Origin of the sequence: Paenibacillus sp. FSL P4-0338 (assembly GCF_038002365.1) — a bacterium.
Taxonomy (GTDB): Bacteria; Bacillota; Bacilli; order Paenibacillales; family Paenibacillaceae; genus Paenibacillus_AQ.
Window position 1 is genome coordinate 1529006 of the sequence record NZ_JBBOCG010000002.1, and the last position, 22416, is coordinate 1551421.

General features: G+C 55.8%; 22 protein-coding genes. 17 read left to right on the plus strand and 5 right to left on the minus strand.

Annotated elements, in window-relative coordinates; all coding sequences use genetic code 11:
- The first annotated feature begins 3 nt into the window (after window positions 1-3).
- From MKZ07_RS30720 to MKZ07_RS30745, 6 genes are all read left to right on the plus strand, one after another.
- On the plus strand, window positions 4-1251 hold the full coding sequence (locus tag MKZ07_RS30720) for a pyridoxal phosphate-dependent aminotransferase (protein ID WP_445670317.1): 1248 nt from the start codon (window positions 4-6) through the stop codon (window positions 1249-1251).
- A gap of 748 nt (window positions 1252-1999) precedes the next feature.
- A complete protein-coding gene (cobT, locus tag MKZ07_RS30725) occupies window positions 2000-3061 on the plus strand; it encodes a nicotinate-nucleotide--dimethylbenzimidazole phosphoribosyltransferase (RefSeq protein ID WP_036695996.1) in 1062 nt (353 codons plus the stop codon).
- Window positions 3058-3615 carry a bifunctional adenosylcobinamide kinase/adenosylcobinamide-phosphate guanylyltransferase gene (gene cobU, locus MKZ07_RS30730; RefSeq protein WP_036695998.1) on the plus strand — a complete coding sequence of 186 codons (558 nt, stop codon included), beginning with the start codon at window positions 3058-3060 and terminating at the stop codon, window positions 3613-3615. Before cobT ends, cobU begins: the two co-directional genes overlap by 4 nt.
- Window positions 3612-4424: an adenosylcobinamide-GDP ribazoletransferase gene (gene cobS, locus MKZ07_RS30735; RefSeq protein ID WP_341029337.1), complete on the plus strand. Its 813-nt coding sequence runs from the start codon at window positions 3612-3614 to the stop codon at window positions 4422-4424. The genes cobU and cobS overlap by 4 nt, the downstream gene beginning before the upstream one ends.
- 719 nt (window positions 4425-5143) lie before the next feature.
- A complete protein-coding gene (locus MKZ07_RS30740) occupies window positions 5144-6775 on the plus strand; it encodes a cobyric acid synthase (RefSeq protein WP_445670318.1) in 1632 nt (543 codons plus the stop codon).
- Between the two features lie 2 nt (window positions 6776-6777).
- Window positions 6778-7104, plus strand: coding sequence for a YnfA family protein (locus tag MKZ07_RS30745; protein ID WP_341029338.1), 327 nt, complete (start codon window positions 6778-6780; stop codon window positions 7102-7104).
- 105 nt (window positions 7105-7209) lie between these two features.
- On the opposite strand, the gene MKZ07_RS30750 is transcribed toward MKZ07_RS30745, so the two are convergent.
- On the minus strand, window positions 7210-8898 hold the full coding sequence (locus tag MKZ07_RS30750) for a methyl-accepting chemotaxis protein (protein ID WP_036696006.1): 1689 nt from the start codon (window positions 8896-8898) through the stop codon (window positions 7210-7212).
- 301 nt (window positions 8899-9199) lie between these two features.
- Here MKZ07_RS30750 and MKZ07_RS30755 point away from each other — a divergent pair, with 301 nt between their 5' ends.
- A complete protein-coding gene (locus MKZ07_RS30755; protein ID WP_036696009.1) occupies window positions 9200-9907 on the plus strand; it encodes a queuosine precursor transporter in 708 nt (235 codons plus the stop codon).
- Window positions 9908-10020: 113 nt separating this feature from the next.
- Here the strand turns inward: MKZ07_RS30755 and MKZ07_RS30760 are convergent, their stop codons facing one another.
- Window positions 10021-11115 carry a M24 family metallopeptidase gene (locus MKZ07_RS30760; protein WP_036696011.1) on the minus strand — a complete coding sequence of 365 codons (1095 nt, stop codon included), beginning with the start codon at window positions 11113-11115 and terminating at the stop codon, window positions 10021-10023.
- Between the two features lie 202 nt (window positions 11116-11317).
- On the opposite strand from MKZ07_RS30760, the gene MKZ07_RS30765 reads away from it, so the two are divergent.
- Together MKZ07_RS30765 and MKZ07_RS30770 are read left to right on the plus strand one after the other, a co-directional pair.
- Complete coding sequence (locus MKZ07_RS30765) at window positions 11318-12157, plus strand: SDR family oxidoreductase (RefSeq protein ID WP_036696012.1); 840 nt, start codon at window positions 11318-11320, stop codon at window positions 12155-12157.
- Between the two features lie 122 nt (window positions 12158-12279).
- Window positions 12280-12783: a GNAT family N-acetyltransferase gene (locus MKZ07_RS30770; RefSeq protein WP_036696014.1), complete on the plus strand. Its 504-nt coding sequence runs from the start codon at window positions 12280-12282 to the stop codon at window positions 12781-12783.
- Between the two features lie 19 nt (window positions 12784-12802).
- Here the strand turns inward: MKZ07_RS30770 and MKZ07_RS30775 are convergent, their stop codons facing one another.
- A complete protein-coding gene (locus MKZ07_RS30775) occupies window positions 12803-13156 on the minus strand; it encodes a winged helix-turn-helix transcriptional regulator (RefSeq protein ID WP_036696016.1) in 354 nt (117 codons plus the stop codon).
- Between the two features lie 90 nt (window positions 13157-13246).
- On the opposite strand from MKZ07_RS30775, the gene MKZ07_RS30780 reads away from it, so the two are divergent.
- From MKZ07_RS30780 to MKZ07_RS30800, 5 genes are all read left to right on the plus strand, one after another.
- Window positions 13247-13507 (plus strand): YqkE family protein, encoded by a 261-nt coding sequence (locus MKZ07_RS30780; RefSeq protein WP_036696017.1) that lies wholly within the window; start codon window positions 13247-13249, stop codon window positions 13505-13507.
- A gap of 392 nt (window positions 13508-13899) precedes the next feature.
- Window positions 13900-15348 (plus strand): RtcB family protein, encoded by a 1449-nt coding sequence (locus MKZ07_RS30785; RefSeq protein ID WP_341029342.1) that lies wholly within the window; start codon window positions 13900-13902, stop codon window positions 15346-15348.
- A gap of 2 nt (window positions 15349-15350) precedes the next feature.
- Entirely contained in the window at window positions 15351-16637 is a 1287-nt protein-coding gene (locus MKZ07_RS30790; RefSeq protein WP_036696021.1) for an AAA family ATPase, read from the plus strand.
- A gap of 266 nt (window positions 16638-16903) precedes the next feature.
- Window positions 16904-17407 carry a sigma-70 family RNA polymerase sigma factor gene (locus MKZ07_RS30795; protein ID WP_341029345.1) on the plus strand — a complete coding sequence of 168 codons (504 nt, stop codon included), beginning with the start codon at window positions 16904-16906 and terminating at the stop codon, window positions 17405-17407.
- Window positions 17400-18602 (plus strand): anti-sigma factor, encoded by a 1203-nt coding sequence (locus MKZ07_RS30800; protein WP_076159174.1) that lies wholly within the window; start codon window positions 17400-17402, stop codon window positions 18600-18602. Before MKZ07_RS30795 ends, MKZ07_RS30800 begins: the two co-directional genes overlap by 8 nt.
- Window positions 18603-18671: 69 nt before the next feature.
- Here the strand turns inward: MKZ07_RS30800 and MKZ07_RS30805 are convergent, their stop codons facing one another.
- On the minus strand, window positions 18672-19244 hold the full coding sequence (locus MKZ07_RS30805; RefSeq protein WP_036696027.1) for an imm11 family protein: 573 nt from the start codon (window positions 19242-19244) through the stop codon (window positions 18672-18674).
- A gap of 241 nt (window positions 19245-19485) precedes the next feature.
- Here MKZ07_RS30805 and MKZ07_RS30810 point away from each other — a divergent pair, with 241 nt between their 5' ends.
- The 3 genes from MKZ07_RS30810 to MKZ07_RS30820 are packed head-to-tail and all read left to right on the plus strand — an operon-like array spanning window position 19486 to window position 21201.
- Entirely contained in the window at window positions 19486-19992 is a 507-nt protein-coding gene (locus MKZ07_RS30810; protein ID WP_036696029.1) for a metallophosphoesterase family protein, read from the plus strand.
- A 12-nt stretch (window positions 19993-20004) separates the two neighbouring features.
- Complete coding sequence (locus MKZ07_RS30815) at window positions 20005-20466, plus strand: GNAT family N-acetyltransferase (protein WP_036696032.1); 462 nt, start codon at window positions 20005-20007, stop codon at window positions 20464-20466.
- A 21-nt stretch (window positions 20467-20487) separates the two neighbouring features.
- On the plus strand, window positions 20488-21201 hold the full coding sequence (locus tag MKZ07_RS30820) for an HAD family hydrolase (RefSeq protein ID WP_036696035.1): 714 nt from the start codon (window positions 20488-20490) through the stop codon (window positions 21199-21201).
- A gap of 94 nt (window positions 21202-21295) precedes the next feature.
- Here the strand turns inward: MKZ07_RS30820 and MKZ07_RS30825 are convergent, their stop codons facing one another.
- The gene (locus MKZ07_RS30825; protein WP_036696038.1) at window positions 21296-22408 is read right to left on the minus strand and encodes an FAD:protein FMN transferase; all 1113 of its coding nucleotides are present in this window, start codon (window positions 22406-22408) and stop codon (window positions 21296-21298) included.
- Between the last annotated feature and the right edge of the window lie 8 nt (window positions 22409-22416).

Genomic DNA, 22416 nt, shown 5'->3' on the forward strand with positions numbered 1-22416 from the left:
ACGATGAGAAGGGACAATGCTGCATTGCCTGTAGATAGATTCAGCAGCCCTATGCACAGTCATATTATTAATCCGCGGTTACAAGAGATTCCGCCTTCGGGCATCCGGGCTTTTTTTGATCTGGCTGCGGGTAACAACGATATTATCTCACTAGGAGTAGGCGAGCCGGACTTCGCTACACCCAAGCAGGTAAGAGCAGCCTGTATCCGTGCGCTCGACCGCGGGGAGACGGGGTATACCTCGAACAGCGGACTGCCGGAGCTGCGGGAAGAAATTGCCGGCTATTTGGAGGCGGGCTTCGGATTGCGCTATGATCCTGCGGATGAAATTCTGGTTACGGTGGGAAGCAGTGAAGCGGTGGATCTGGCATTGCGGGCATTCATGGCTCCCGGGGATGAGATTCTGATTCCTTCTCCGGGTTATGTCGCCTATGCTCCTATTGCCCATCTGAACGGCGGGACACTGGCGCCGGTGGAGACGAAGGTAGAGGAAGGCTTCAAGCTCACTGCCGAAGCTCTGCGTAAGGCGGTAACGCCGCGTACGAAGCTGCTGATGGTGAATTTTCCAAGCAATCCTACAGGAGCGGTTATGACTTACGAGGACTGGCTGCCGGTTGCTGAAGTGGTGAAGGAGCATGGCCTGATTGTCATTTCTGATGAGATCTATGCCGAGCTGACTTATGACAGCAAGCATGTCAGCATTGCCTCTCTGCCTGGGATGATGGAGCGGACGGTGGTGATCAGCGGGTTCTCGAAGGCTTTTGCCATGACGGGCTGGCGGGTAGGCTATGCCTGCGGGAACCGCGAGCTGCTCTCGGCCATGCTGAAGATTCATCAATACACCGCCATGTGCGCACCGCTGCCGGGGCAGATTGCTGCGGTCGAAGCGCTGCGCAGTGCGCTCCCGGATATGGAGCGGATGAAGGCGTGCTTCAAAGAACGCCGCTCGCTGATCGTGGAGGGCCTGCGGTCCGCCGGATTGTCCTGCCATATGCCGCAGGGGGCCTTCTATGCCTTCGCTTCGATCAGCCGCACCGGGCTCAGTTCAGAAGAGTTCGCCATGCGCCTGCTGCAGGAGGCAGGGGTTGCCGTGGTACCGGGTCATGTGTTCGGAGCTGGAGGGGAAGGCTACATCCGCTGCTCCTACGCCGCTTCTACGGCGAAGCTGACCGAAGCGCTGGAGCGGCTGGAAGGCTTCATGAAGATGACAATGCTGCATAGTTTTGCAGGTAAAAATGTAATTGTAAGATGATTTCATATCACCTATAATCCTTAAAGGAAGAAATAGGGAGATTGAAACAGCATTCCGGCCCGCCGCCGGATCAGGAAGCCCCCTTCTTCATTTGGAGGGGGCTTTTGGGCTTGTAATGGGGTAAGGCTGGGGAGCCGGTGGGAGCTTGATGGTGCTGAAAGTTGGCGGGCAGGTAGACGGTTAGCAGCTAACTAGGTAACTGTGGCGGGATGTAGGCTGGCGGGAGGAATAAGGGGGAGAAATCCCTTTGATTGTGGTCGAAGTGGGCTGATGGGAGGAAAGAGAGGGAGAAATCCCTTTGATGGTGGCGGAAATTAGGCTGGTGAGGAAATGAGAAGGGTAAATCCTTTTGATCCTATTGTGCTGAGGTGCATAAGTGCACCTGAATTTGGCGAAATGGGGCCAGGCGATCGAATGAGGGGTATTAGTGCACTTGATTTCGGCTAACTTGGCCTACCCCGCGTTGCACCATTCCGCCAACCCTGCACACCTGCCCCCGCACCTTGCAACTTTTACACAGCATGCTCATACAGTGGACTACCTCCACAGCAGCAATTTGACTAAATTTATCCTTCTAATACAGGCAGGCTTAGACTCTTCAGTGCGCTAGTGAGCGGCATAGCCTGCAATACTTGCGGATTTAAACTTCAATGACTGATAAACAGCTTCAACGTAACCTGATCAGCAGACACAGATGTATTCTTGCAGCGGGAGTCCGCTTTCGCACTATCTAATAGGAGGCAATATCATGATCTCAGCCATTCAAGAAGTAACCGGACGGATCGCTCCGCCTGACGAAAAAGCTACACTACGCGCGGTGCTCCGCCTGAACAGTCTGACCAAGCCGCCCGGAAGCCTCGGGCGGCTGGAGGCGCTGGCTGTCCGGCTGGCCGGAATCTCCAAAGTAGAGCAGCCCTGCTACAGCAAACGAACGGTTGTGGTTATGGCCGCAGACCATGGGGTCTGCTGTGAAGGCGTCAGTGCTTTTCCGCAGGAGGTGACCATGCAGATGGCCTATAACTTCCTCAACGGCGGGGCGGCTGTGAATGTCCTGGCCCGTCAAGGCGGTGCTGAGGTACAATTCGTGGATATCGGGATCAACGGCGATATCGACCACCCGCAGCTGATTAACCGCAAGGTCCGCCGGGGTACAGACAATATGGCAGCAGGTCCGGCGATGAGCCGGGAGGATGCGCTGCGCGCGATTCTGGCCGGAGTTCATGTGGCGCAGGAGGCGGTGAAGAACGGCACGGAGATTTTTATTACCGGGGAGATGGGCATCGGGAATACGACAGCCAGTGCGGCGGTCTTGTGCGCACTCGAGGGCATTCCGGCAGAGACGGCGGCAGGACGCGGGACAGGCATTAACGATGAGCGGCTTCAGCACAAAATTTCGGTAATCGAACGTGCCCTCCAGGTAAATAACCCCGACCCCGCTGATCCGGTTGATGTGCTCGCCAAGGTCGGAGGGCTCGAGATTGCCGGGCTGGCCGGGCTGATTCTCGGTGCGGCGGCGCTGCGGATTCCGGTCATTCTGGACGGCTTCATCTCCGGTGCGGCAGCTCTGATCGCCCGGGCACTGGCACCGGAATCCACAGCGTACATGATCGCTTCCCATGTCTCTGGTGAGCAGGGGCATAAGCTGATGCTGGACCGCCTCGGTCTGGAAGCGCTGATTGATATGGGCCTGCGGCTGGGCGAAGGCACCGGGGGCGCGCTATGTCTGCATTTTATCGAAGCGGTCTGCCGGATTATGCGTGAGATGGCGACCTTCGAAAGTGCGGGCGTCTCCGGCTCGGAGAGCGTATGAGCATTCTGGTCACGGGCGGGGCACGCAGCGGTAAAAGCGGCTTCGCCGAGCGTCTGACCCGCAAGCTGGCTGACTCGCAGCGGGCGGTCTATGTGGCAACCGGACAGGCTTTTGATGCGGAGATGGAGGCGCGGATTGCATTGCACCGGCAACAGCGGCAGGCGGACGGTTTCCAGTGGGAGACGTTGGAGGAGCCGCTTAAGCTCGCAGCGCTGCTGGAGCAGCTCTCCGGCAGCGGCCAGACTGTGCTGGTGGACTGCCTGACGCTCTGGCTGTCGAATCAGCTGCTGGCTGTGGAGGAGAAGAGCGGCAGGAAGGAATTGGTAGAGGCTGCAATTGCGGAACTGGAGCAAACGGTCTCGGGCTTCGAGGGCACGCTGATTCTGGTTACGAATGAAGTGGGCGACGGCATTGTGCCGGAATATGCGCTGGGGCGGCTATACCGTGATTTAGCGGGAAGAATGAACGCCAGGCTGGCTGCCCGGTGCGGGCAGGTCTTTCTCGTGACTGCCGGAATCCCGATTGAGCTGAGAAGCCGGGAGTATCTGCTGTGAGTGCGCGGGGAAATGCCGCGGCTGCGTTTCAATTCCTGACGCGGTTTCCGGTCCGCACCAAGGAAGATTTCTCGCCGGAACTGCTGCGCGCGAGCGTGGCCTATTATCCGCTCGTCGGGGCAGCCATCGGCCTTAGCACCCTACTTGGCGCCGCCGCAGCAGGCTGGCTGCTGCCGGCCTGGCCTGCCGCTGTCGTCACCCTCATCCTGTGGGTAGGACTGACCGGCGGGCTGCACCTGGACGGCTGGATGGACAGCGCCGATGCGCTGCTCAGCTACCGCTCCAGGGAGCGGATGCTGGAGATCATGAAGGACAGCCGTGTCGGCGCTATGGGCGTGCTGGCCTGCGTGCTGCTCCTGCTGCTGAAGGCCTCGCTGCTGGCGGCATGGCTCGAAGGCGGCAGCTTCAGCCTGCTGCCGCTGCTCCTGCTGCCGCCGGTCTGGGGCCGCTGGTACATGGTGCGGGCGATGGCCCGCTATCCCCTGGCCCGCGGCAATGAAGGGCTGGCCGCCACCTTCGGCGGGCTGCCTGCCCGGCAGGAGCGGCGCGCGGGCCTGAGCGCCGTGCTGCTGACGCTGGCCGCAGCTGCTGCGCCTCTGGCGCTGGGCGCGGGCAGCGGGGCATGGCCGCTGCTGGCGGCTGCGGCCATCCTGACACCGCTGGCCGCGGCGGCCTGCGGCAGGCTCGCTGCGCGGCGGATCAACAGCCGGCTCGGCGGGCTCACCGGCGACGTCTACGGCGCGCTGGGCGAGCTGCTGGAGACGGTGGCCCTGCTTGTGCTGGTACTGCTCCAGCACAACCTGCCTTAGCGGGCCGCGAGCCACCTGCCCGCGTCCGTCTGAATAATGCGCCGTACCTACGCAGCATTTATGCGCCGCTTCGCGCTGCGCCCGTAGCGAACAATCAGTGATACATGTATTCTGTGCAACTAAAAACAGTGAAACGGCAGGCTTTCTTCTTGTAACTGTAGTCTGTACAACTAAATTTACCTGAATGGGCGAAAACCCTGATATAGAGGCTGTTTAAATGCACGAAATACAGCTAAACGGAGATTCGGCGGCAGACCAAACGATTTAGTTGTACAAGCTGCGTTTAAGCCACCCTCTACACCCTAACCGGGGGACGGCGAAATTTCAGCAAGCGACGAGTTAAAGCAATGCTCACAGGTGAAAATCTGCTGAAGACTAATGCATCATCAGATTTACACTAGCGGGTGGGCATGATGAACCTTAAAAGGACTAAATGTGAAATCCTTGGGCCAATCTATGCTGAAAACAACATACAATGTGTAGGTAGGGTGTGCGGGGCCCGATGTATGCGGAAAACCGAACACAATTAGCAGGTGTTGTACCAGTGGTCCTCGTTGCGCCGTCCAGCCCATGTGCACCGCTTCGCCCGGCGCAAGAACCGGCTGTGCCGTCCAGCTCATGTGCGCCAGCCCTACACCTATACGCCGCACCACGCCCGGCGGCCAACACCTGCACCGCCGCCAAGCGCCGGGAGCAGCAAGAAAGCGAGGAAGATGAACATGGAAGATACAGCCGCATACACAGGCGCAGCCCGGGCAGCGGAAGCCGGTCAGAGTCGGCCCGGCGCTGTGCTGATGATCCAGGGGACGGCCTCCGATGTCGGCAAAAGCCTGGTCACCGCCGCCATAGGGCGGATAATGACCCGGGACGGCTACCGGACTGCCCCGTTCAAGTCGCAGAATATGGCGCTGAATTCCTATGTCACAGCGGACGGCAAGGAAATCGGCCGTGCCCAGGGGATGCAGGCGGAAGCCTTCGGCATTACGGCTACCAGCGATATGAATCCGATTCTGCTGAAGCCCTCCGGGGAGATGAGTGCGCAGATTGTTGTGCACGGGGTGCCGCATGCTGCGCTCAGCGCGAGGGAATACCGCGAGAAGTTCCTCCCGGAAGCCAAGGGTACCGTAATGGATGCACTCGGACGGCTGCGGGAGGCCTATGATATTGTGCTGATGGAAGGCGCGGGCAGTCCGGCGGAGATCAATCTCAAGAGCCGGGATATCGTCAATATGAATCTGGCCGGATGGGCAGATGCACCCGTGCTGCTGGTCGCCGACATTGACCGGGGCGGGGTCTTCGCCTTCATCGTCGGCACCCTGGAGCTGCTGGAGCCGCATGAACGCGCCCGGGTCAAAGGCTTCATCATCAATAAATTCCGCGGGGATGTCTCCCTGTTACAGCCCGGACTGGACTGGCTGGAGGAGCGCACAGGCATCCCGGTACTCGGGGTGCTGCCGTTCCTGCCGCAGCTGCGGATTGAGGCGGAGGATTCCGTAGTACTGGAAGGAACGTCCGGCCGCCAGCGGGAGGAGTCCGCGAAGGAGCTAGATATCGCCGTCATCCGTTATCCGCGGATCTCCAACTTCACCGACTTCGATCCGCTTCAGGAGGAGCCGGATGCTGCCGTACGTTATGTGCAGTCGGCAGATGAGCTTGGAACACCGGATGTGATTATCCTGCCGGGCACGAAAAACACCGCTGCTGACCTGCAATATCTTCGCGAGCAGGGGTTCCCGGCCGCAATCGAGCGTGCGCTGGAGCGGGGAACGCAACAGCTTGCCGGGATCTGCGGCGGGTATCAGATGCTGGGCTTGAAGCTGCTTGATCCCCATGCCGTAGAGAGTGCGGAACCGGGAGAGAGCGAGGGGCTGGGCTATCTGCCGCTCTCGACAGCGTTTCTCCAGCACAAGACTACGGTGCGGGTGAGCGGCGGGCTGGCTGCGGATCATCCCCTGCAGTTAAGCGACGCAGCCACTGGCGTAACACCGGAAACATTGCCTGTCGCCGGTTATGAGATACATATGGGAACAACCACGAACCATGACCCGTCTTCCGTGCTCAGCCTGTTTACACTGGCCGCATCGGAAGGGCAGGCAGTGCCGGAGGGCTGGGGGACCCGGGACGGCAGAGTCTGGGGCAGCTATCTGCACGGACTGTTCCACAATGATGCTCTGCGCCGGAGCTGGCTGAACGGACTGCGTATCTCCAAGGGACTAGCACCGCTACCCGCCACCTTCTCGGCTGCTGCACTCCGTGAGCAGGAATTCGACCGGCTGGCAGATGCTGTAGAGTCCCATTTGAATATGGCTGCGGTATATGCAATTATGGGCCTGCCGGGAGGGGGAGAATAGCGATGCTGCTTGCCGTGCTGCTGTTTGTCGTAGCTGGTCTCGCTGAGATCGGCGGCGGATACCTCGTCTGGCTCTGGCTGCGGGAATCGCGCCCGGTATGGTATGGATTAGCAGGCGCGGTTATCCTGATCGCCTATGGTATAATCCCGACCCTGCAGAAATTCCCTTCGTTTGGCCGGGTATACGCCGCTTATGGCGGAGTATTCATCGTCCTGGCTGTACTGTGGGGCTGGCTGGTGGACCGCAAGACGCCGGATCTCTACGACTGGATCGGAGCCGGCATCTGCGTCATCGGGGTATCCGTCATTTTATGGGCGCCCAGGCACTGAGCAACTTTCTTCACTTTTCCCCAAAAAAAAGCAGTTCCAAAGGCCGCATCGCCTCGGGAACTGCTTTTTCTATTAGATAATTTAGTTAAGTAGCGCTTAGCGCCCTCAAATCTTAAACTGCTGAGCGGCTTTTTGCAGCTTCACGGCCTGTTGGTAGAGGTGCTCGACGGTCAGCGCGTGGCCTTCCAGCTCCTCGTGCTGGCGTGCCGAGTTGTCGGCAAGTGTGTCTGCGTTCTGCTGCGACTTGGCGGTAATCTGCGCCGTTTCTTCTACAGAGGCACTGACTTCCTCGGTGCCTGCCGAGATCTGCTGAGTGGCGGCAGAGACGGACTGAATACTGTGATTGATGCTCTGAATGAGGATCAGCAGGTGGTTAAAAGCATTACCGGCTTCGGCCACCTTGTTCATTCCGGAAGCCACTTCCGCATTGACATGGTTCATTTCGGATACGGACTGAGTCATATCTGCCTGCAGACTCAGCAGGAATTCGCGGATCTGCTCGTTGGATTCCTTGGACTGCTCGGACAGCTTGCGCACTTCCCCGGCCACCACAGCGAATCCGCGGCCATGCTCCCCGGCACGGGCGGCCTCAATGGAAGCATTAAGCGACAGCATTTGAATCTGCTTGGTAATCTCGGTAATCCCCTGTACGACCTCCCCAATCATCAGCGAGCGTTCGTTCATCAAGCGGAACTGCTCCAGCGACTGTTCGGAGGCCTGCTCTACCTGGCGCATCTGCTCCACTGCACTCTGGGCAATATCATTGCCGCTCTGGGCCTCGGTGGAAGCCTCGCTGATCTGCTCGGTGACCTCACCGGCGGCGGAAGCAATATGCTGGATACCCATATTGATCTCATCCATGGCCCGGGAGTTATCCATGGCACTGCTGGCAATCATGGTACTGCCCTTGCCGATCTCCTCCACAGAGACCGCTGAATGTTCAGCCATCTCATTAAGGATCTGGACACGCGTTTTCAGATCATTGGAATCGGCTACTACTGTCCCGGAGGTATCCAGTACATGTCCGATCATCTCCTTCAGGCGCTCACTCATGATGCGGAAGCTCTCGGAGAGCTGTCCAACTTCATCGGTACCCTCCAGAGTCAGCGCTTCGGTGAAGTCGCCGCTTGCCAGCTTGTTGCTGTAGGCAGCAAGCTTAGTGATCGGACGGGTGATTCTGCGGCTCATGAAGCCTGCGGCAGTGACCCCTACCAGCAGTGCCAGCAGGGTAATTCCTGCGCTTGTCCATAGGATGCTGCTCATCTTGTCTTTGACGAAGTCCATATCTGCGCTTGCAGCTACAATCATGGTCGTTCCGGGAACGCCGACATAGGCACTTTTATGTATACCATGGCTATCACTATACATTTCACTAAGTCCAGTTTTTCCTTTGGAGGCTTGCTCCATGGCAGGAGATACTTCTATTACTTCATCCGGTTTGAGCTTGGCACCATGATCTGCGGTCAGGACAGTGGCCTGGCCATCCTTCAGATTGATGAGGAAGATAGTATCCACATCCAGCTTTTTACGCTTATCCTCCAGATAGAATTCGACATTGGTCCTAGCCTGCTCATTCTTGTTCAGGGTCTGCTGCGCACTGGTTGCATTCAGGTTCTTATAAGCATCCTGGGCGGCGGCACTCAGAGACTTGTCGATCTGCGGAATGACATAGCTGTTAATGGTGCCGATAGATATAAGGTAGAAGCTGATACTCAACGTAAGAGAAGTGAGTAGCAGAACGACGAACAGCAACAGCGTGAACTTGCGACTAATTGATTTTTTGAAGCCAAACATGGCATTCGCTCCTTTTTACGTGAAATGCATCTTAATCTCCATATTCTATAGAATTAACCTCCGGTTGAATAGTGAAAAATTGCTATATGCTGCATTATTTTCAGAAATACCTGAATATTTAATGACTCTATCACTATTTCGGCAAAAAGAAGCAAGGAATTGCTGCTTTTCTGAAAATTTAAAATTTCATAGCATGTTAGCTTTGTATGTGATAGAGTAGTTATGTTTTGTTTCTTGACTATTGTGATCCGCGGTTCGTAACCATCCCGCGTAACCAAAACTAGGAGGAATACCAGGTATTATGTTTAACTTGTTGTGGGGCGTTTGTTTCGTTGTCGTTAATTTTGTGTTTTTTCTGCTGTGCTACCGCTTATTCGGTAAAAAAGGGCTCTACGCCTGGGTCGGCATGGCAACCGTAGTCGCTAATATCCAGGTCGCCAAGACCATTGCAATGCCGTTCGATATCGTGATGACGCTGGGTAATACGATGTATGTCACGCTCTATATGACCAGTGACCTGCTCAATGAGCGGTACGGCCGGGCTGAAGCGCGGAGTGCTGTGTGGTTCGGCTTCTTCACGCTGCTGATGACGACCGTCATTATGCAGATGGTGCTGGTGTTCAAGCCGCAGGAGACGGACATTGCCCAATCTGCGCTGCAGACGATATTCGGCCTGATGCCGAGACTGGCGCTGGGCAGTCTGACCGCTTATTTTATCAGCCAGTTCCTGGATGTACGGCTCTACGCCTGGATCCGGAAGTATTACGGCAGCTCTAAGCAGCTATGGATCCGCTCGAATGGCAGCACGATGATCAGCTCCTTTGTCGATACGCTGATCTTCTGTACGATTGCTTTTGCCGGAACCTATGACATGAAGGTGTGGACCGAGATTCTGCTGACCACCTACCTGTCCAAGTTCATCCTCACGGCCGCCGGCACGCCGGTGCTGTATCTGGGCCGTTCCTTCAAATTTGCCGAGGAAGAGCAGAAGCCTGCTATCCGGGAGTAAGCCTTCCCATCATAAAGCCCCAGCCCCCGAAGATCCGGGTGACTGGGGCTTTTGTGTGCCGTGAAGTACAGTAGGCTCGTGCACTAACTTGAAACTTCCTGCGTTCAGCTGAATTACAGGTTAAGCACGGTCCATTCTTTAGGGAAGCTGGTCAGCGTCTGCGGACCTTCGGCGGTGACCAGCACATCGTCCTCAATACGCACACCGCCGAGACCCGGCACATAAATCCCCGGCTCTACGGTGAAGACGTTGCCGTTCTGGATAATATCCGTATTCAGTCCGTGCAGCGAAGGGTACTCATGGGTGTCCATGCCCAGTCCGTGTCCGACACGGTGCATGAAGTACTCCCCGTAACCTGCGGCGTCAATCACATCACGTGCGGCCTTGTCGACAGAACCGAAGGACGCTCCGGCCACGGAGGCGGCAATGCCCGCTTCATTGGCGGCAAGCACAGTACTATATATATCACGCAGTCTGCTGTCCGTTTCTCCCACCGCGAAGGTGCGGGTGATATCGGAAGCATAGCCACCGGCATATACACCGAGGTCGAACATTAACAGGTCGCCCGGCTGAATAAGGCGTTCGCCCGGTACGCCGTGAGGCAGGGCCGTGTTCGAACCGGACAGCACCATCGTGTCGAAGGAGGGGCCGGAGGCGCCGACTTTTTTCATCAGATACTCCAGCTCTGCTACCAGTTCAATCTCGCTGACTCCGGCTTTGACATGCGCCAGACCCTGGCGGAGAACCTCCTCCACCAGCTCGGCGGCATGCTTCATGATACGTACTTCCTCCGGGGTCTTGACCGCGCGCATGGCCCGGAGCAGATGGCCGATATCCTGATAGGAACCTGCGGCGACCGCCTCTGCGAGGAGCTCATACCGGCTGACGGAGAAGTGTTCCTTCTCGATGCCGATGCTGCCCAGAGTAACACTGCCAAAGCGTGACTTCAGCAGAGCGTACGGGTTGTCCGTGTCGCTGTGTGTCAGAATTGTCTTCACCAAGGAGGCGGCATGCGCGGCTTCGGCGTCCAGCGCCGGAACGATCAGCACCGGTTCTTCACCCCGGATCAGCAGCAGGCCCAGAAAACGTTCATGCGGGTTGCTGGCAAAGCCCGTCAGATAGTACACATGCTTAGGATCGGTTACGAGCAGGGCATCCAGGCTTGCGGCCGCCATGTCCTGCTCCAGTTGTTGCAGAGCTGCATTCATTTCAATAGTTCCCCTTTCATCTACACGCTTGAACAGCAATGTTCCTATTATAATTCATAATCCTGAAGCCTGCACATCCCGGACGAAGACTATGTTAACTCTCTGAAATGATGTAACATGAGCTTAGCGCATATACTCGGATATGGAGTAAGTTAGGCCGGTGTTTGAGCTGTGCCGGCCGGCGAGGAAGGGGAGGAAGTCCATGCAAGGCACAACCGTACTGATCACCGGTGCGAACTCCGGGATGGGACTGGCTACAACCGTAGAAATGGCCCGCAGGGGAGCAACTGTCATTATGGCCTGCCGCAGCCTTAAGCGGGGGGAAGAGGCGCTTGCCGAAGCGGTGCGGCAGAGCGGCTCCAGCCAGATCCGGCTGATGCTGTGCGATCTCGCTTCCTTCGATAGCATTCGCGCTTTTGCCGGGGAGTTCACTGCCGAATATCCGGTACTTGATGTTCTGATCAATAACGCAGGGGTGGTCGCGCTGAAGCGTGAGCTGACAGCAGATGGCTACGAGCTGGATCTGGGCGTGAATCATCTGGGGCATTTCCTGTTGACCCGCCTGCTGCTGGATAACCTCAAGGCTGCTGAGCAGGGCCGGATTGTGGTTGTGGCTTCGGGAGCCTATAAGATCGGCAAGCTCTATCTGGAGGATCATACGTTATCCCGTGGCTTCAATCCCGGCAAGGCGTACGCCCGCTCCAAGCTGGCGAATATTCTGTTCACCCGTGAGCTGGCGGAACGCTTGAAGGGAACGCAGGTGACGGTGAACAGCCTGCATCCGGGTGCAGTAGGAACGAGCATCGGCGTGAACCGGGAGACTGGCTTCGGACGCAGGGTTCTGAAGCTGATGTCCTACTTCTTCCTCACTCCAGAGCAGGGAGCGGATACAGCCATCTATCTGGCAACTGCGCCGGAGCTGGACGGGGTAAGCGGGCAATATTATTACCGCCGCAAGATCAAGGAGCTGACGCCACGGGCGGAGGATACAGAAGCGGCCGCACGATTATGGAAGTGGAGTCTGGATCAGACGGGGCTTTAGTAAAGCCGTTTCAGTAGGGTTGCTTCAGCATTGCTGAAACTGTGGAACTGCTGCGTAATAGGACCGGCTTGGAGTATAATTACGGTACGTATGCTTATACCACAATTAGGAGGAAATAGAGCATGGAATGGCAGGCTTATACCATAGAGGATGCACGAATTGAGGATTTGGATGCAATTGTGGAAATTTATAATTCGACGGTTGCCGGTAGAGTGGTAACTGCGGATATTGAACCGGTTAGCGTGGAGGAGCGGGTGGGATGGTTCCATGAGCATAGCAGCCATCACCGGCCGCTGTGGGTACTGAGACAGGGCGGCGAGATCGCGGCCTGGTTCAGCTTCCAGTCATTCTACGGACGGCCGGCTTATAATGGAACAGCAGAGATTAGCGTCTATGTAAATGAGAAATTCCGCGGCAGCGGTGCGGGAAGTATTCTGCTCGCCAAGGCAGTGGAGGAATGTCCGCGCCTTGGGCTGCAGAATCTGGTCGGGTTCGTATTCGGCCATAATGAGCCCAGCCTCGGCCTGCTGCGGAAGTTCGGCTTCAAGGAATGGGGGCTGCTGCCTGGAGTCGCAGTGCTTGACGGCATCCCGCGCGATCTGGTCATCATTGGCCGCAAGCTGTAAATATATAAATAGACAGGCCTTATTGAGGTTGCGTAGGAGGGCTGAAGGCGGAACGGCATTCCTCTTCCGTAATCCATGATTCCGACCAGACCTGAAGATCGCGAATGACGGATTCCAGCGCCCGGCCTTTGCCTGTAAGCGAATATTGGATGCGGACGGGGGTATCCGGGAACACCTCGCGCAGCACGATGCCTTCCTGCTCCAGCTCCTTCAGCCGTTCAGACAGCAGCCTGCCGCTGACAGGCAGTGAGGACTCGATTTCCCCGAAGCGCTGGGGGCCCTGGAGCAGCTGATAGATGATTAAGCCCGTCCAGCGTCTGCCGATAATATCCATGCTTTTTTGTAATCTTGGACATAACTCTGTGTATTTCATTAGGCTCACCTCTTACTGTACATTATAAACGAATTTCCCTGTACCTAAAACAAATTTGAAGGATTATAGCTGCATGAAAGGATGATTCCCATGGCAAAAAAGAAGAAGAATACACCGGCCCCGCGCCCTGCGGCAACGGATGCCCCGGCAACCCTGAAGGATATGCTGAGCGGCGAGGTGCTGGAGAAGCTAAAGGCGCAGTCCGATGCGCTCAAGGCAGAAGAACAGAACAAGAAGGAGGCTGTCCTAAAGGCAGCCGAGGATAAGCGGAAGGCGGAGCAGAAGCGGCTGGAAAATGATTTCGGCCATCTGCTGGAGAACAGCAATCAGGACTGGTCCAAATTTAAGTAAAATAATTCTTTACCAGAATAAGGGTTGACAATCTGCTGCAAGGCCATATATTATTGGGTTTATCATTTAGAGAAGGGAGGCTGATGAGTCATGATTGGAACAAATAAACGGAACAGACAGCAGGATCACCTCACAACCGCATATGTACGATCTGATCTCATCGCCTTCGTCCGGAAGACATAATATGCAGGGTATTGCTGCTGATGTCTGAACTGAATACAGGTGTGCTTTGAACGGGTGCAAGCTTCAACGGGAAGCTGCACTTAGCGCGCCGGGAGCCGCATGATCAGAACTGGTCTGCGGCTCTTTTTGTGTACCTGGAAACTCGGAATTTGCTGAACCCCTATGGAAACCTAACCAGAAACCCAACCTGAGAGGAAATGAAAATAGATATGAATAGCATGGAGCACCAAGCGGAGGAAATGTCCCGCTATAAACATGAGGTGGCCCTTCCGGGCGGCGACCTCAAAATCTACGCCAGTGAGCAATTATTCGGTACGCTGGATTACAAGGTCCTGGAGATGGCTAACAATAATCTGCAGATTCCCGGCATCGAATATATGAGTTATACGCCGGATGTGCATGTAGGCGTCGGAACCTGCATCGGTACAACCGCTGTCTGGGATGCCCAATCAGGCTATGTGTCGCCGTCCATTGTGGGCAGTGACATCGGCTGCGGGATGCGCGTGCATCTGACCAACCTGCATATGGATGATCTGCGTGAAGTGAAGCTGCGCCGCAAGCTGGTCCGCGCCATTGAGAAATATCTGCCGATGGAGGCCCAGCAGCGCGGCCACTACAGTGATATCCGGCTGGAGAATATCGTACGCAAGGGGCTGCACGGCCTGCCGAACAAATATATCCCGGACAGCTACACGCCGAAGAAATCAAGTGCGCTGTCCCATGTGGAGATCAGCAAGCTCGGCTTCGATGAAGAGATTCTGAATGAGCTGCCGGACATGGCCTGGCACCGGGGCCACCGCCAGCTTGGAACTCTTGGCGGCGGCAATCATTTTGTGGAGATTCAGGCGATTGAGATCGCAGAGGAGCAGCGGGAAGTAGCCGAAGCCTGGGGGCTGAAGGATGGGCAGATTGCCGTTATGATCCACTCCGGCTCACGGGCCTGGGGCGGTATGGTCAATCAGTTCTGCACCCCGGCGTTCGCCAAGGTCATGGGCCAGCTGGGGCTGGGCAGCGCTGATCCGCGCCTGATCTATACACCTCTGGCGCATCCTCAGGCTCAGCGCTATGTTAATCTGATGAACTCGGCACTGAACTATGCGGTTGTGAACCGTCACCTGATTGCTTATGGAGTCCGTGAGGGCTTCCGGGATGTCTTCGGCACGAAGTGCGAGCTGCGTACCCTTTACGATCTGATGCACAATTACGCCTGGGAAGAGAAGACTTCCTCAGGCAGCAAGTTCGTCCACCGTAAGGGGGCTACCCGCGCTCTGCCGGCAGAGCATGCGGATAATCCGCGCCCTTATGCAGCGACTGGACATCCGGCGCTGATTCCCGGCTCGATGGGCACCGCATCCTATATCATGGTCGGCCAGCCCGGCGGGGAAGAGAATTATTATTCCATCTGCCATGGTGCAGGACGTATCCGTTCCCGCTCGGCCACCAAGCGGCTGGTGAGTGTCCAGAAATTCTCCCGGTCGATGAAGGTAGGAACGGAAGATGAGATTGTTGTGAACCAGCATTCCCTGGAATCTATTATTGACGAATCTCCCCAAGCCTATAAGAATGTAGATGAGATCATAGAAAGCGTTACGGGCGCCGGCCTGGCTGCCGTGGTGGCCAAGTGCAAGCCGCTCGCAGCGATAAAGGGGACGAAATAAGGATGGAGCAGGAGAACAAGAAACCGGCTGTAATCTATGAATATGATGAAGAGAGAGCCGGAATTATCAAAGGCTACGATGTGTACGCCCGTCTGGTGGACGGCATCCTTGAAGCCCTCTACACCCGGTACGGTGTCCGTTACGAGCTGTATGCCAGCGATGATCCCAACAGCGAATACTGGAAGCTGCTGGAGAACGATGTGCAGAGCGGGAATGATGGTGTGGAGCATGTGGCGCGGATTTTTGACCGTCTGGAGGACCGGACCTTCGTGTTTGATGATGAGAAGGAGCAGCCGGAGTATCATATCCATCTGTCGGTCCGCAATAATGTGCTCGCTTATCCGGCGATGGGCATTGCGCTGGCACGGGTTCCGGTGTTTCAGGAGAACGGGATTAACTTTCAGGATTATGTGTTTGCCGCATCGGATGCTCAGTTGCAGTTCTTCCTTGGCAATGTGCGCAAGCGCCAGCGGGAGCAGAATATCAACAAGGTGACGGTGTTCACCGACCGGCGCAACGGGATTTCCCGTGAGGATGAGCCGATTACGCGTGCGGTTAGGCGCGAAGAGGTGATTTTGGATGCCGGTATCAAAAAAGAGATCTACCGCTCGCTCGACCAGTTCTTCGACAGCGACCGCAGCTTCTATGTCACCTATGATATCCCGTACAAGCGGGGGATTCTGCTCTACGGGCATCCGGGCAACGGCAAGACCACTCTGGTCAAATCCATTGCCGGAAGCGTGCCGGGACCGGTGCTCTATTGGCAGATTACGGAGTACACAAGCAGTGAATCGGTGAATGAGGTATTCGAGGCTGCTGCCCGGCTGGCACCGATGGTACTCGTGATTGAGGACATCGACTCTATGCCGCAGGAGGTGCGCTCCTTCTTCCTGAACACGCTGGACGGGGCGACCTCCAAGGAGGGGATCTTCCTGATCGGCACGACCAATTACCCGGATAAAATCGACCCGGGTCTCATGAACCGCGCCGGGCGCTTCGACCGGGCCTACGAGATCAAGATGCCAAGCGAGGCACTGCGCCTTGAATATCTGCAGCTGCGCGGCTTCTCCGCCTTCGCAGGTGAGGAAGGCACGGCCACCGCTGCGCGTCTGACCGGGGATTTCTCCCTGACCCAGCTCGGCGAGCTGTATGTCAGTGCCGCACTGGAATGGCATGAGAACGGCACGGCAGATGTGGAGCTTCTGGTGCGCGGTATGCGCGGCGAGCTGGACAAGGGCCGCAAACGGGAATGGATGAAGGACGCTTCGTCCAGCATTGGATTTTATTGAGCCGCCGGGGAACAGAGGCGGAATAGCAAGTACTTGAGGGAGCCGTGAGGCTCCTTTTTGTTCGTAATGTCCAGGAAATGATGACGGGGAGGCGCATCGACCAAATGTAATCGAAAAACCGATCACATTCTAAATAAGCGTATCCATGCTACCTATGGTTCACACGTTAGAGCAAACTTGTTTAGGGTTCCAATGTATTAAGGGAATTTCCTGCAAAAGTGTAACTTTTCGCGTGCTCATACGTGGATGGAGTAAGGGGGGAGGAGATGGAGCCGAATTCGCTGGATGAACTATATGAACAATATGTTGACGACATCTACCGCTATCTGCGCTCCCTCTGCCAGGACCATCATGCGGCTGAAGATTTGATGCAGGATACCTTTTACCGGGCGTATCTGTATCTGGAGGATTGCCGGGAGGAGCGGATTAAGCCGTGGCTGTTCCGGGTTGCATATAATGCATTCGTGGATTATACGCGCAAGGAGAAGCGGAGTGTGGCGAAGGAAGGCGCTTATTTCAGCAGCCTGCCCCACCCGGAGACGACGGAAGGCACTCTGCTGAAGCAGGAACGCTGGGAGGAAGCAGCGCGGGCGCTCAGCCAGTTGCCGGAGGGGCAGCGTCATGCCCTGCTGCTGCACGATGTGCACGGGCTGAGCTATAAGGAAGCCGCTGACATTATGGAGGTAGGCTTGTCCCAATACAAGATACTCGTATTCCGCGCCAGGCAGAAGCTGCGTGAGGCGGATCGGAGGAGGAATGAGCATGAGTGAGGAATTTAAAGAGAAGCTACGCAGGTACAGTGAGGGCACCCTCCCGGAGGAAGAGCGTGAGGAGCTGGAGAGTGAGCTTGTGAAGCTTGAGGCGTATCAGCTGTATCTGGAGGAGCAGATGGAACGGGAAGAGCAGGACGGGCAGGCCACTGGGAGCTGGACCAAGACGGATACGCAAGCTCCAGGGTTCAAAAAGGCGAAGAAGAAGCGAAGAGAGAAGTCCATTATTCGCCGGGGCAAATGGAAGGCGCGGATTAACAATACACTTACTGTATTTTCGGCGTTCCTGATCTTTACGGTTATCACCAGCATCATTACAACAGTCTTCTACAACACCGGCGACCGTATGAATACCTACCGTGATGTGGTAGAATCAGCGATTGCTGTTACCCGTCCTAACACCACGGTACGGCTTTCAGCGGATGTACATTATTTTTTCCGGCTGGAGTTATCCGGGAATCTGCTGAAGCAGGTGGGCAGCGAGAGTATTCAGGTGGGCAGCTATACCCAAGATCTCCATCTGGGACTAGCTAATATTAGTAAGTTTAATTGGACGGATGAGCGGAATGGGTCTGGAAAAGTGTTCTATTATCCGTCTGCGGAGGGGACTGCCAGGGGAGGAGATGACAATAATCAGTGGAAGAGGCTTGCAAAGCTTCCTGAAGGTACGGTTGCCGAGGCGTATTTGTCACTCAGCCATTTATATACCACAGATGAGCTGCTGAAGCAGCTGGAGCCGCTGAACCTTCAACCTGTCTGGTTCGGAGCAGATACCGGGCCTTGGGAGAGGGATAACGATGTGGTCGTACACCCGCTTGGCTTCCCCTATCAGCCTATGTGGCACGCGGATGATATGAAGAGATCAGAGGTCACCAAGGAAAAAACAGGCTGGTTCAGCTCCGTATCCTCATTCAGCAGCGTGTCGCCTTCCGTTGAGTCTTACGGGAGCGGCGCGTTGCGGGATGCCAATTTCATCAAGACCCTTAAGCTGCTGCAGCAGCATCAGACACTCGCGGGCAGAGCGGCGTATATCAATCAGTTAGACACCTCTGTGGCTTATCTGGAGAAGAACGGGGTGAAGCTCTATGGGGCCGTTGTCACCGGACCGGTCAAGGAACTGCTGAAGCTGCGCGAGGCTTCATGGGTGAGTCACCTCCAGGTGGGGGAAGTGCGGCTGTGGAACTGGACGGAGTGAGGATCGCAATACAGGATAATGTCCAAGAGCCGCAGTTTACAGCGCTTCCCGGCAAGATACAAGTCAGCATCAGATGGCGATGACCTGTAGCTTCAATTTGTGCTTTTGGCATAGGGCGTAGAATTCACCAGAGATGATAGGCTGCCTCACGTACACGTGTGCCAGCAAGAAAAATTCCCGCCCGGCAATTTTGCCGGAATCGAGAACGAGCCTGGAAATTACCTTGACGGGCTTGCGCGGCGGCTGGTGCTCAGAAGCAGCGATCACCGCTTTGCGTCCGTATTCTGATCGTTCGTAATCGAAGCCGTCCACCCGGTCCGGCAGATGCGCGATCCAGTAGGTCCGTTCAACCGGGAGGCCATGATGATAGCGGACAACGGCGGGAATAAACTGCACGTTTGTGTCGGTTTGCTCCAGTAGCGCTTTGAATGCATCTGATACCACTCTTGTGCCCGTGACCGTCTCGAAATAGTCCACCTTCAAGCTGCGGACTGATGACATAAGCTCGACTTCAGCTTTTGTATCAACGGGCAGCGGGCCGTCTACAGCTATATAGTTGGTGTCCAGTTCAGGAATAAAGGTTGTGCCGCCGCTGATAAATCCGCTGCGGGGATATTGCGGTTCGAGCAAATAGTAGTCCATACGCACTATCGCTCCTTTCTGAATTAAAGGTGCGTTCATTCATTATAGGGTTCGCAAATGCAGAAGAAAAGCGCCTTGCCGGGCAAGGCGAAGCGGCGGCGGAAGCCGGGCCTCCCGCTTGCATTCCCTCTTCAGGGCATCGTACAATGATAGAACGTAAACTTGGATTTGAACATAACAATGGCTGGGAACCGCAGTTTACCGCGCTTCTTAGCCATTTTGAATAAGGAGGAGAAGGCAGATGAAGATTGGAGTTGTGTCGGATACCCATCTCTCAAGCAGGGCCAAGGGCTTGCCGTCCGTGCTTATGGAAGAATTCCGCCAGGTGGATATCATTCTGCATTTGGGAGACTGGGTGTCGCCGGAGATCTATGACATGCTGTCCGAGCTTGCCCCGGTGGAGGGTATTGCCGGAAACAACGATGGCTATGATATTATTGAGCGCTTCGGTGAGAGTAAGATTCTTACGTTAGAGGGCATGCGCATTGGAATGATTCACGGACACGCGCCATATTCCCGCAAAGGAACGGATGGGAATGCGCTGCTGGCCTTTGAAGGCCAGGATGTGGACTGCATCCTCTTTGGCCATTCCCATCAGCCGCTGATGCGCCGGGAGAACGGGATTCTGCTGTTCAATCCGGGCTCGCCTACGGACAAACGCCGGGAGAAGCAGTATTCGTTTGGTCTGATGGATATTGAGGACGGTACAATTACCGCCCGTCATGTCTTTTACGATTCCAGGGAATAAGGGGGCGTACCTTTGCTGAATTTTCGCTTTGAACGTGCGGGTCTTGAGGATGTGGAGGAGCTTGCACCGGTATTTAATGACTACCGCAGCTTTTACGGCCAAGCTGCCGACCTGGAAGCTGCCCGGGAGTTCCTGACGGCAAGACTGCAGCATGAGGAATCGGTTGTCTTCATGGCGGTTGCCGGTGAGGGTGAAGACAGGCAGGTTCATGGATTGGCGCAGTTATATCCTTCGTTCTCTTCCGTTACGCTCCAGCCGGTATGGATTCTGAATGATCTGTTCGTGACGCAGAAGCAGCGGGGACAAGGACTGGGCTCATTGCTGCTTGAAGGCGTGAAGGGCTTCGCCCAGGGGACAGGAGCCAAAGGCCTGACGCTGTCCACCATGATGGACAACACCGGTGCACAGCGTTTATACGAAGCCCATGGATATGTGCGGGACGAGAGCTTTTACAATTATTATTTATATTTCTAAGGCAGGGTTAGGAGAGTTAGTGTGACGGAGACAAATGGTAAGCTGGCTGTGTTTTTTGATCTGGATGATACGCTGTATGACCACCTGCTTCCCTTCCGGGAAGCCGTACGTGAGGTGTTGGCCCCTGAGGAGGACAAGCTGGATTACGCAGAGCTGTTCTACACGGTAAGACATCACAGTGATTTGCTGTGGCCGAAGTATCTGCGCGGGGAGATGGAGCTGGAGGAGACGCGGGTGATGCGGCTGGAGCTGGCTTTTGACGAATTTGGCTTGCCGCTCTCTCGGGAGCAGGCGGTGCAGATACAGGCCTCCTACATTGCCCGCCAATATACGATTGAGATGATTGAAGGCGTAGCGGAGCAATTGCAGCGGTTCATTAGCCAAGGGCACCCGGTAGGCATTATCACGAACGGTCCGCAGGAGCACCAGATGGGCAAGCTGCGCGGGCTGGGGATCGACCGGATCATTCCGCCGGAGATGATCTTCATCTCGGATGCGGTCGGTCTGGCAAAGCCGGACCCGGCCATCTTCGCGCATGTTAACCGTGTGACGGGAACGGTGCCGGAGAACAGCCTCTATGTGGGCGATACCTGGGCCAACGATGTGGTCGGGGCACTGGCTGCGGGCTGGCAGGTATGCTGGTACAATCCGCGCGGGCGAGAGCCGGGGACGGATCATAGGCCAAGCCATATTTTCACGAATTATAAAGAGTTCAGCGAGCTGCCGCTGGTGTGATATTCATACAGAAAAGGTGCTCTCCGTGAGTGGAAGGCACCTTTTTTGTGTATTTTACCTGGAAGCTACTTAGCCACATCAGCACCAGACTCCGTTAATTAGCGAAGCTATAAGTGGGATCGGTCAGATTCAGCCGCTTCTTCAGCTCAGAGGTGGCATAGATCTTGTTATCGTCCGTAATGAAGAAGGCCTCAACCTTCTCCGGCAGCGCTTCGAGATACTTCATGCCTTCTTCCAGGCCCATGAGGAACACACCAGTGGAAAGAGCGTCCGCATCTGTCGCATTGGGGCTCATGATAGTGATACTCTTCAGCCCGTTCTGGGAAGGGAAGCCCGTGCGGGGGTCGAGGATATGGTGGTAACGCACCCCGTCCTGCATGAAGAAGCGCTCATACACCCCGGAAGCATCAATGACCTCATCGGTAATTTTAATCGTGCCGAGCTGGGTGCCCCGGCTCTGATCGGGGTCTTGCAGGCCGATATTCCACTGGGAACCATTTGGCTTATTGCCAAGGGCGATAATGCTGCTGCCCCCGAGATTAATCATCGCGCTGTTCAGGCCCTGAGCCTTGAGATAGTCGGCGATCCGGTCAGCCGCATAGCCCTTGCCGATTCCGCCCATGTCCAGCACCATGCCTTCTTTGGCTAACTTCACCGTCTTCGCGGCTTCATCTACAATAACATCCTTATAGTTGGTCAAGCTGCGCGCCTTGTCAATCGCTGCCTGGTCCGGCACGCGCTCTCCGCCTTCGCCGATGGCCCAGAGGTCGACCAGCGGCCCGATGGTCGGATCGTAAAGCCCGTCCATTTCCTCTGCATATTTGAGGGAGAGCTTCACGATATCCAGCGTTTCGTCAGACACAGCAACAGCTTGCTTACCGGCGGCCTGATTCACTGCGTACAATTCCCCGTTCGTCTTGGTGCGGCTGAACTCAATGTCCATCCGTTCCAGCATGGCCTGAATGTCGTCCATATTCTTCTGCTTCACTGTATCGCCGAACACCTTGATATTCACGACGGTGTCATAAATATAAAATGTCTGTTCCAGGGATTTCGTATCGCCGGTTCCAGTAGCAGCAGGACTGTCTTCACTCTTGTTGTTGCCTACTGTAAGCCAGATTACCACAGCCGCAGCGATAACAACGACGAGCGCGGCCAGAATTACAACGGTTTTTTTGTTCTTAGATGTTTTTTTGATTTCAGACATATTCCACC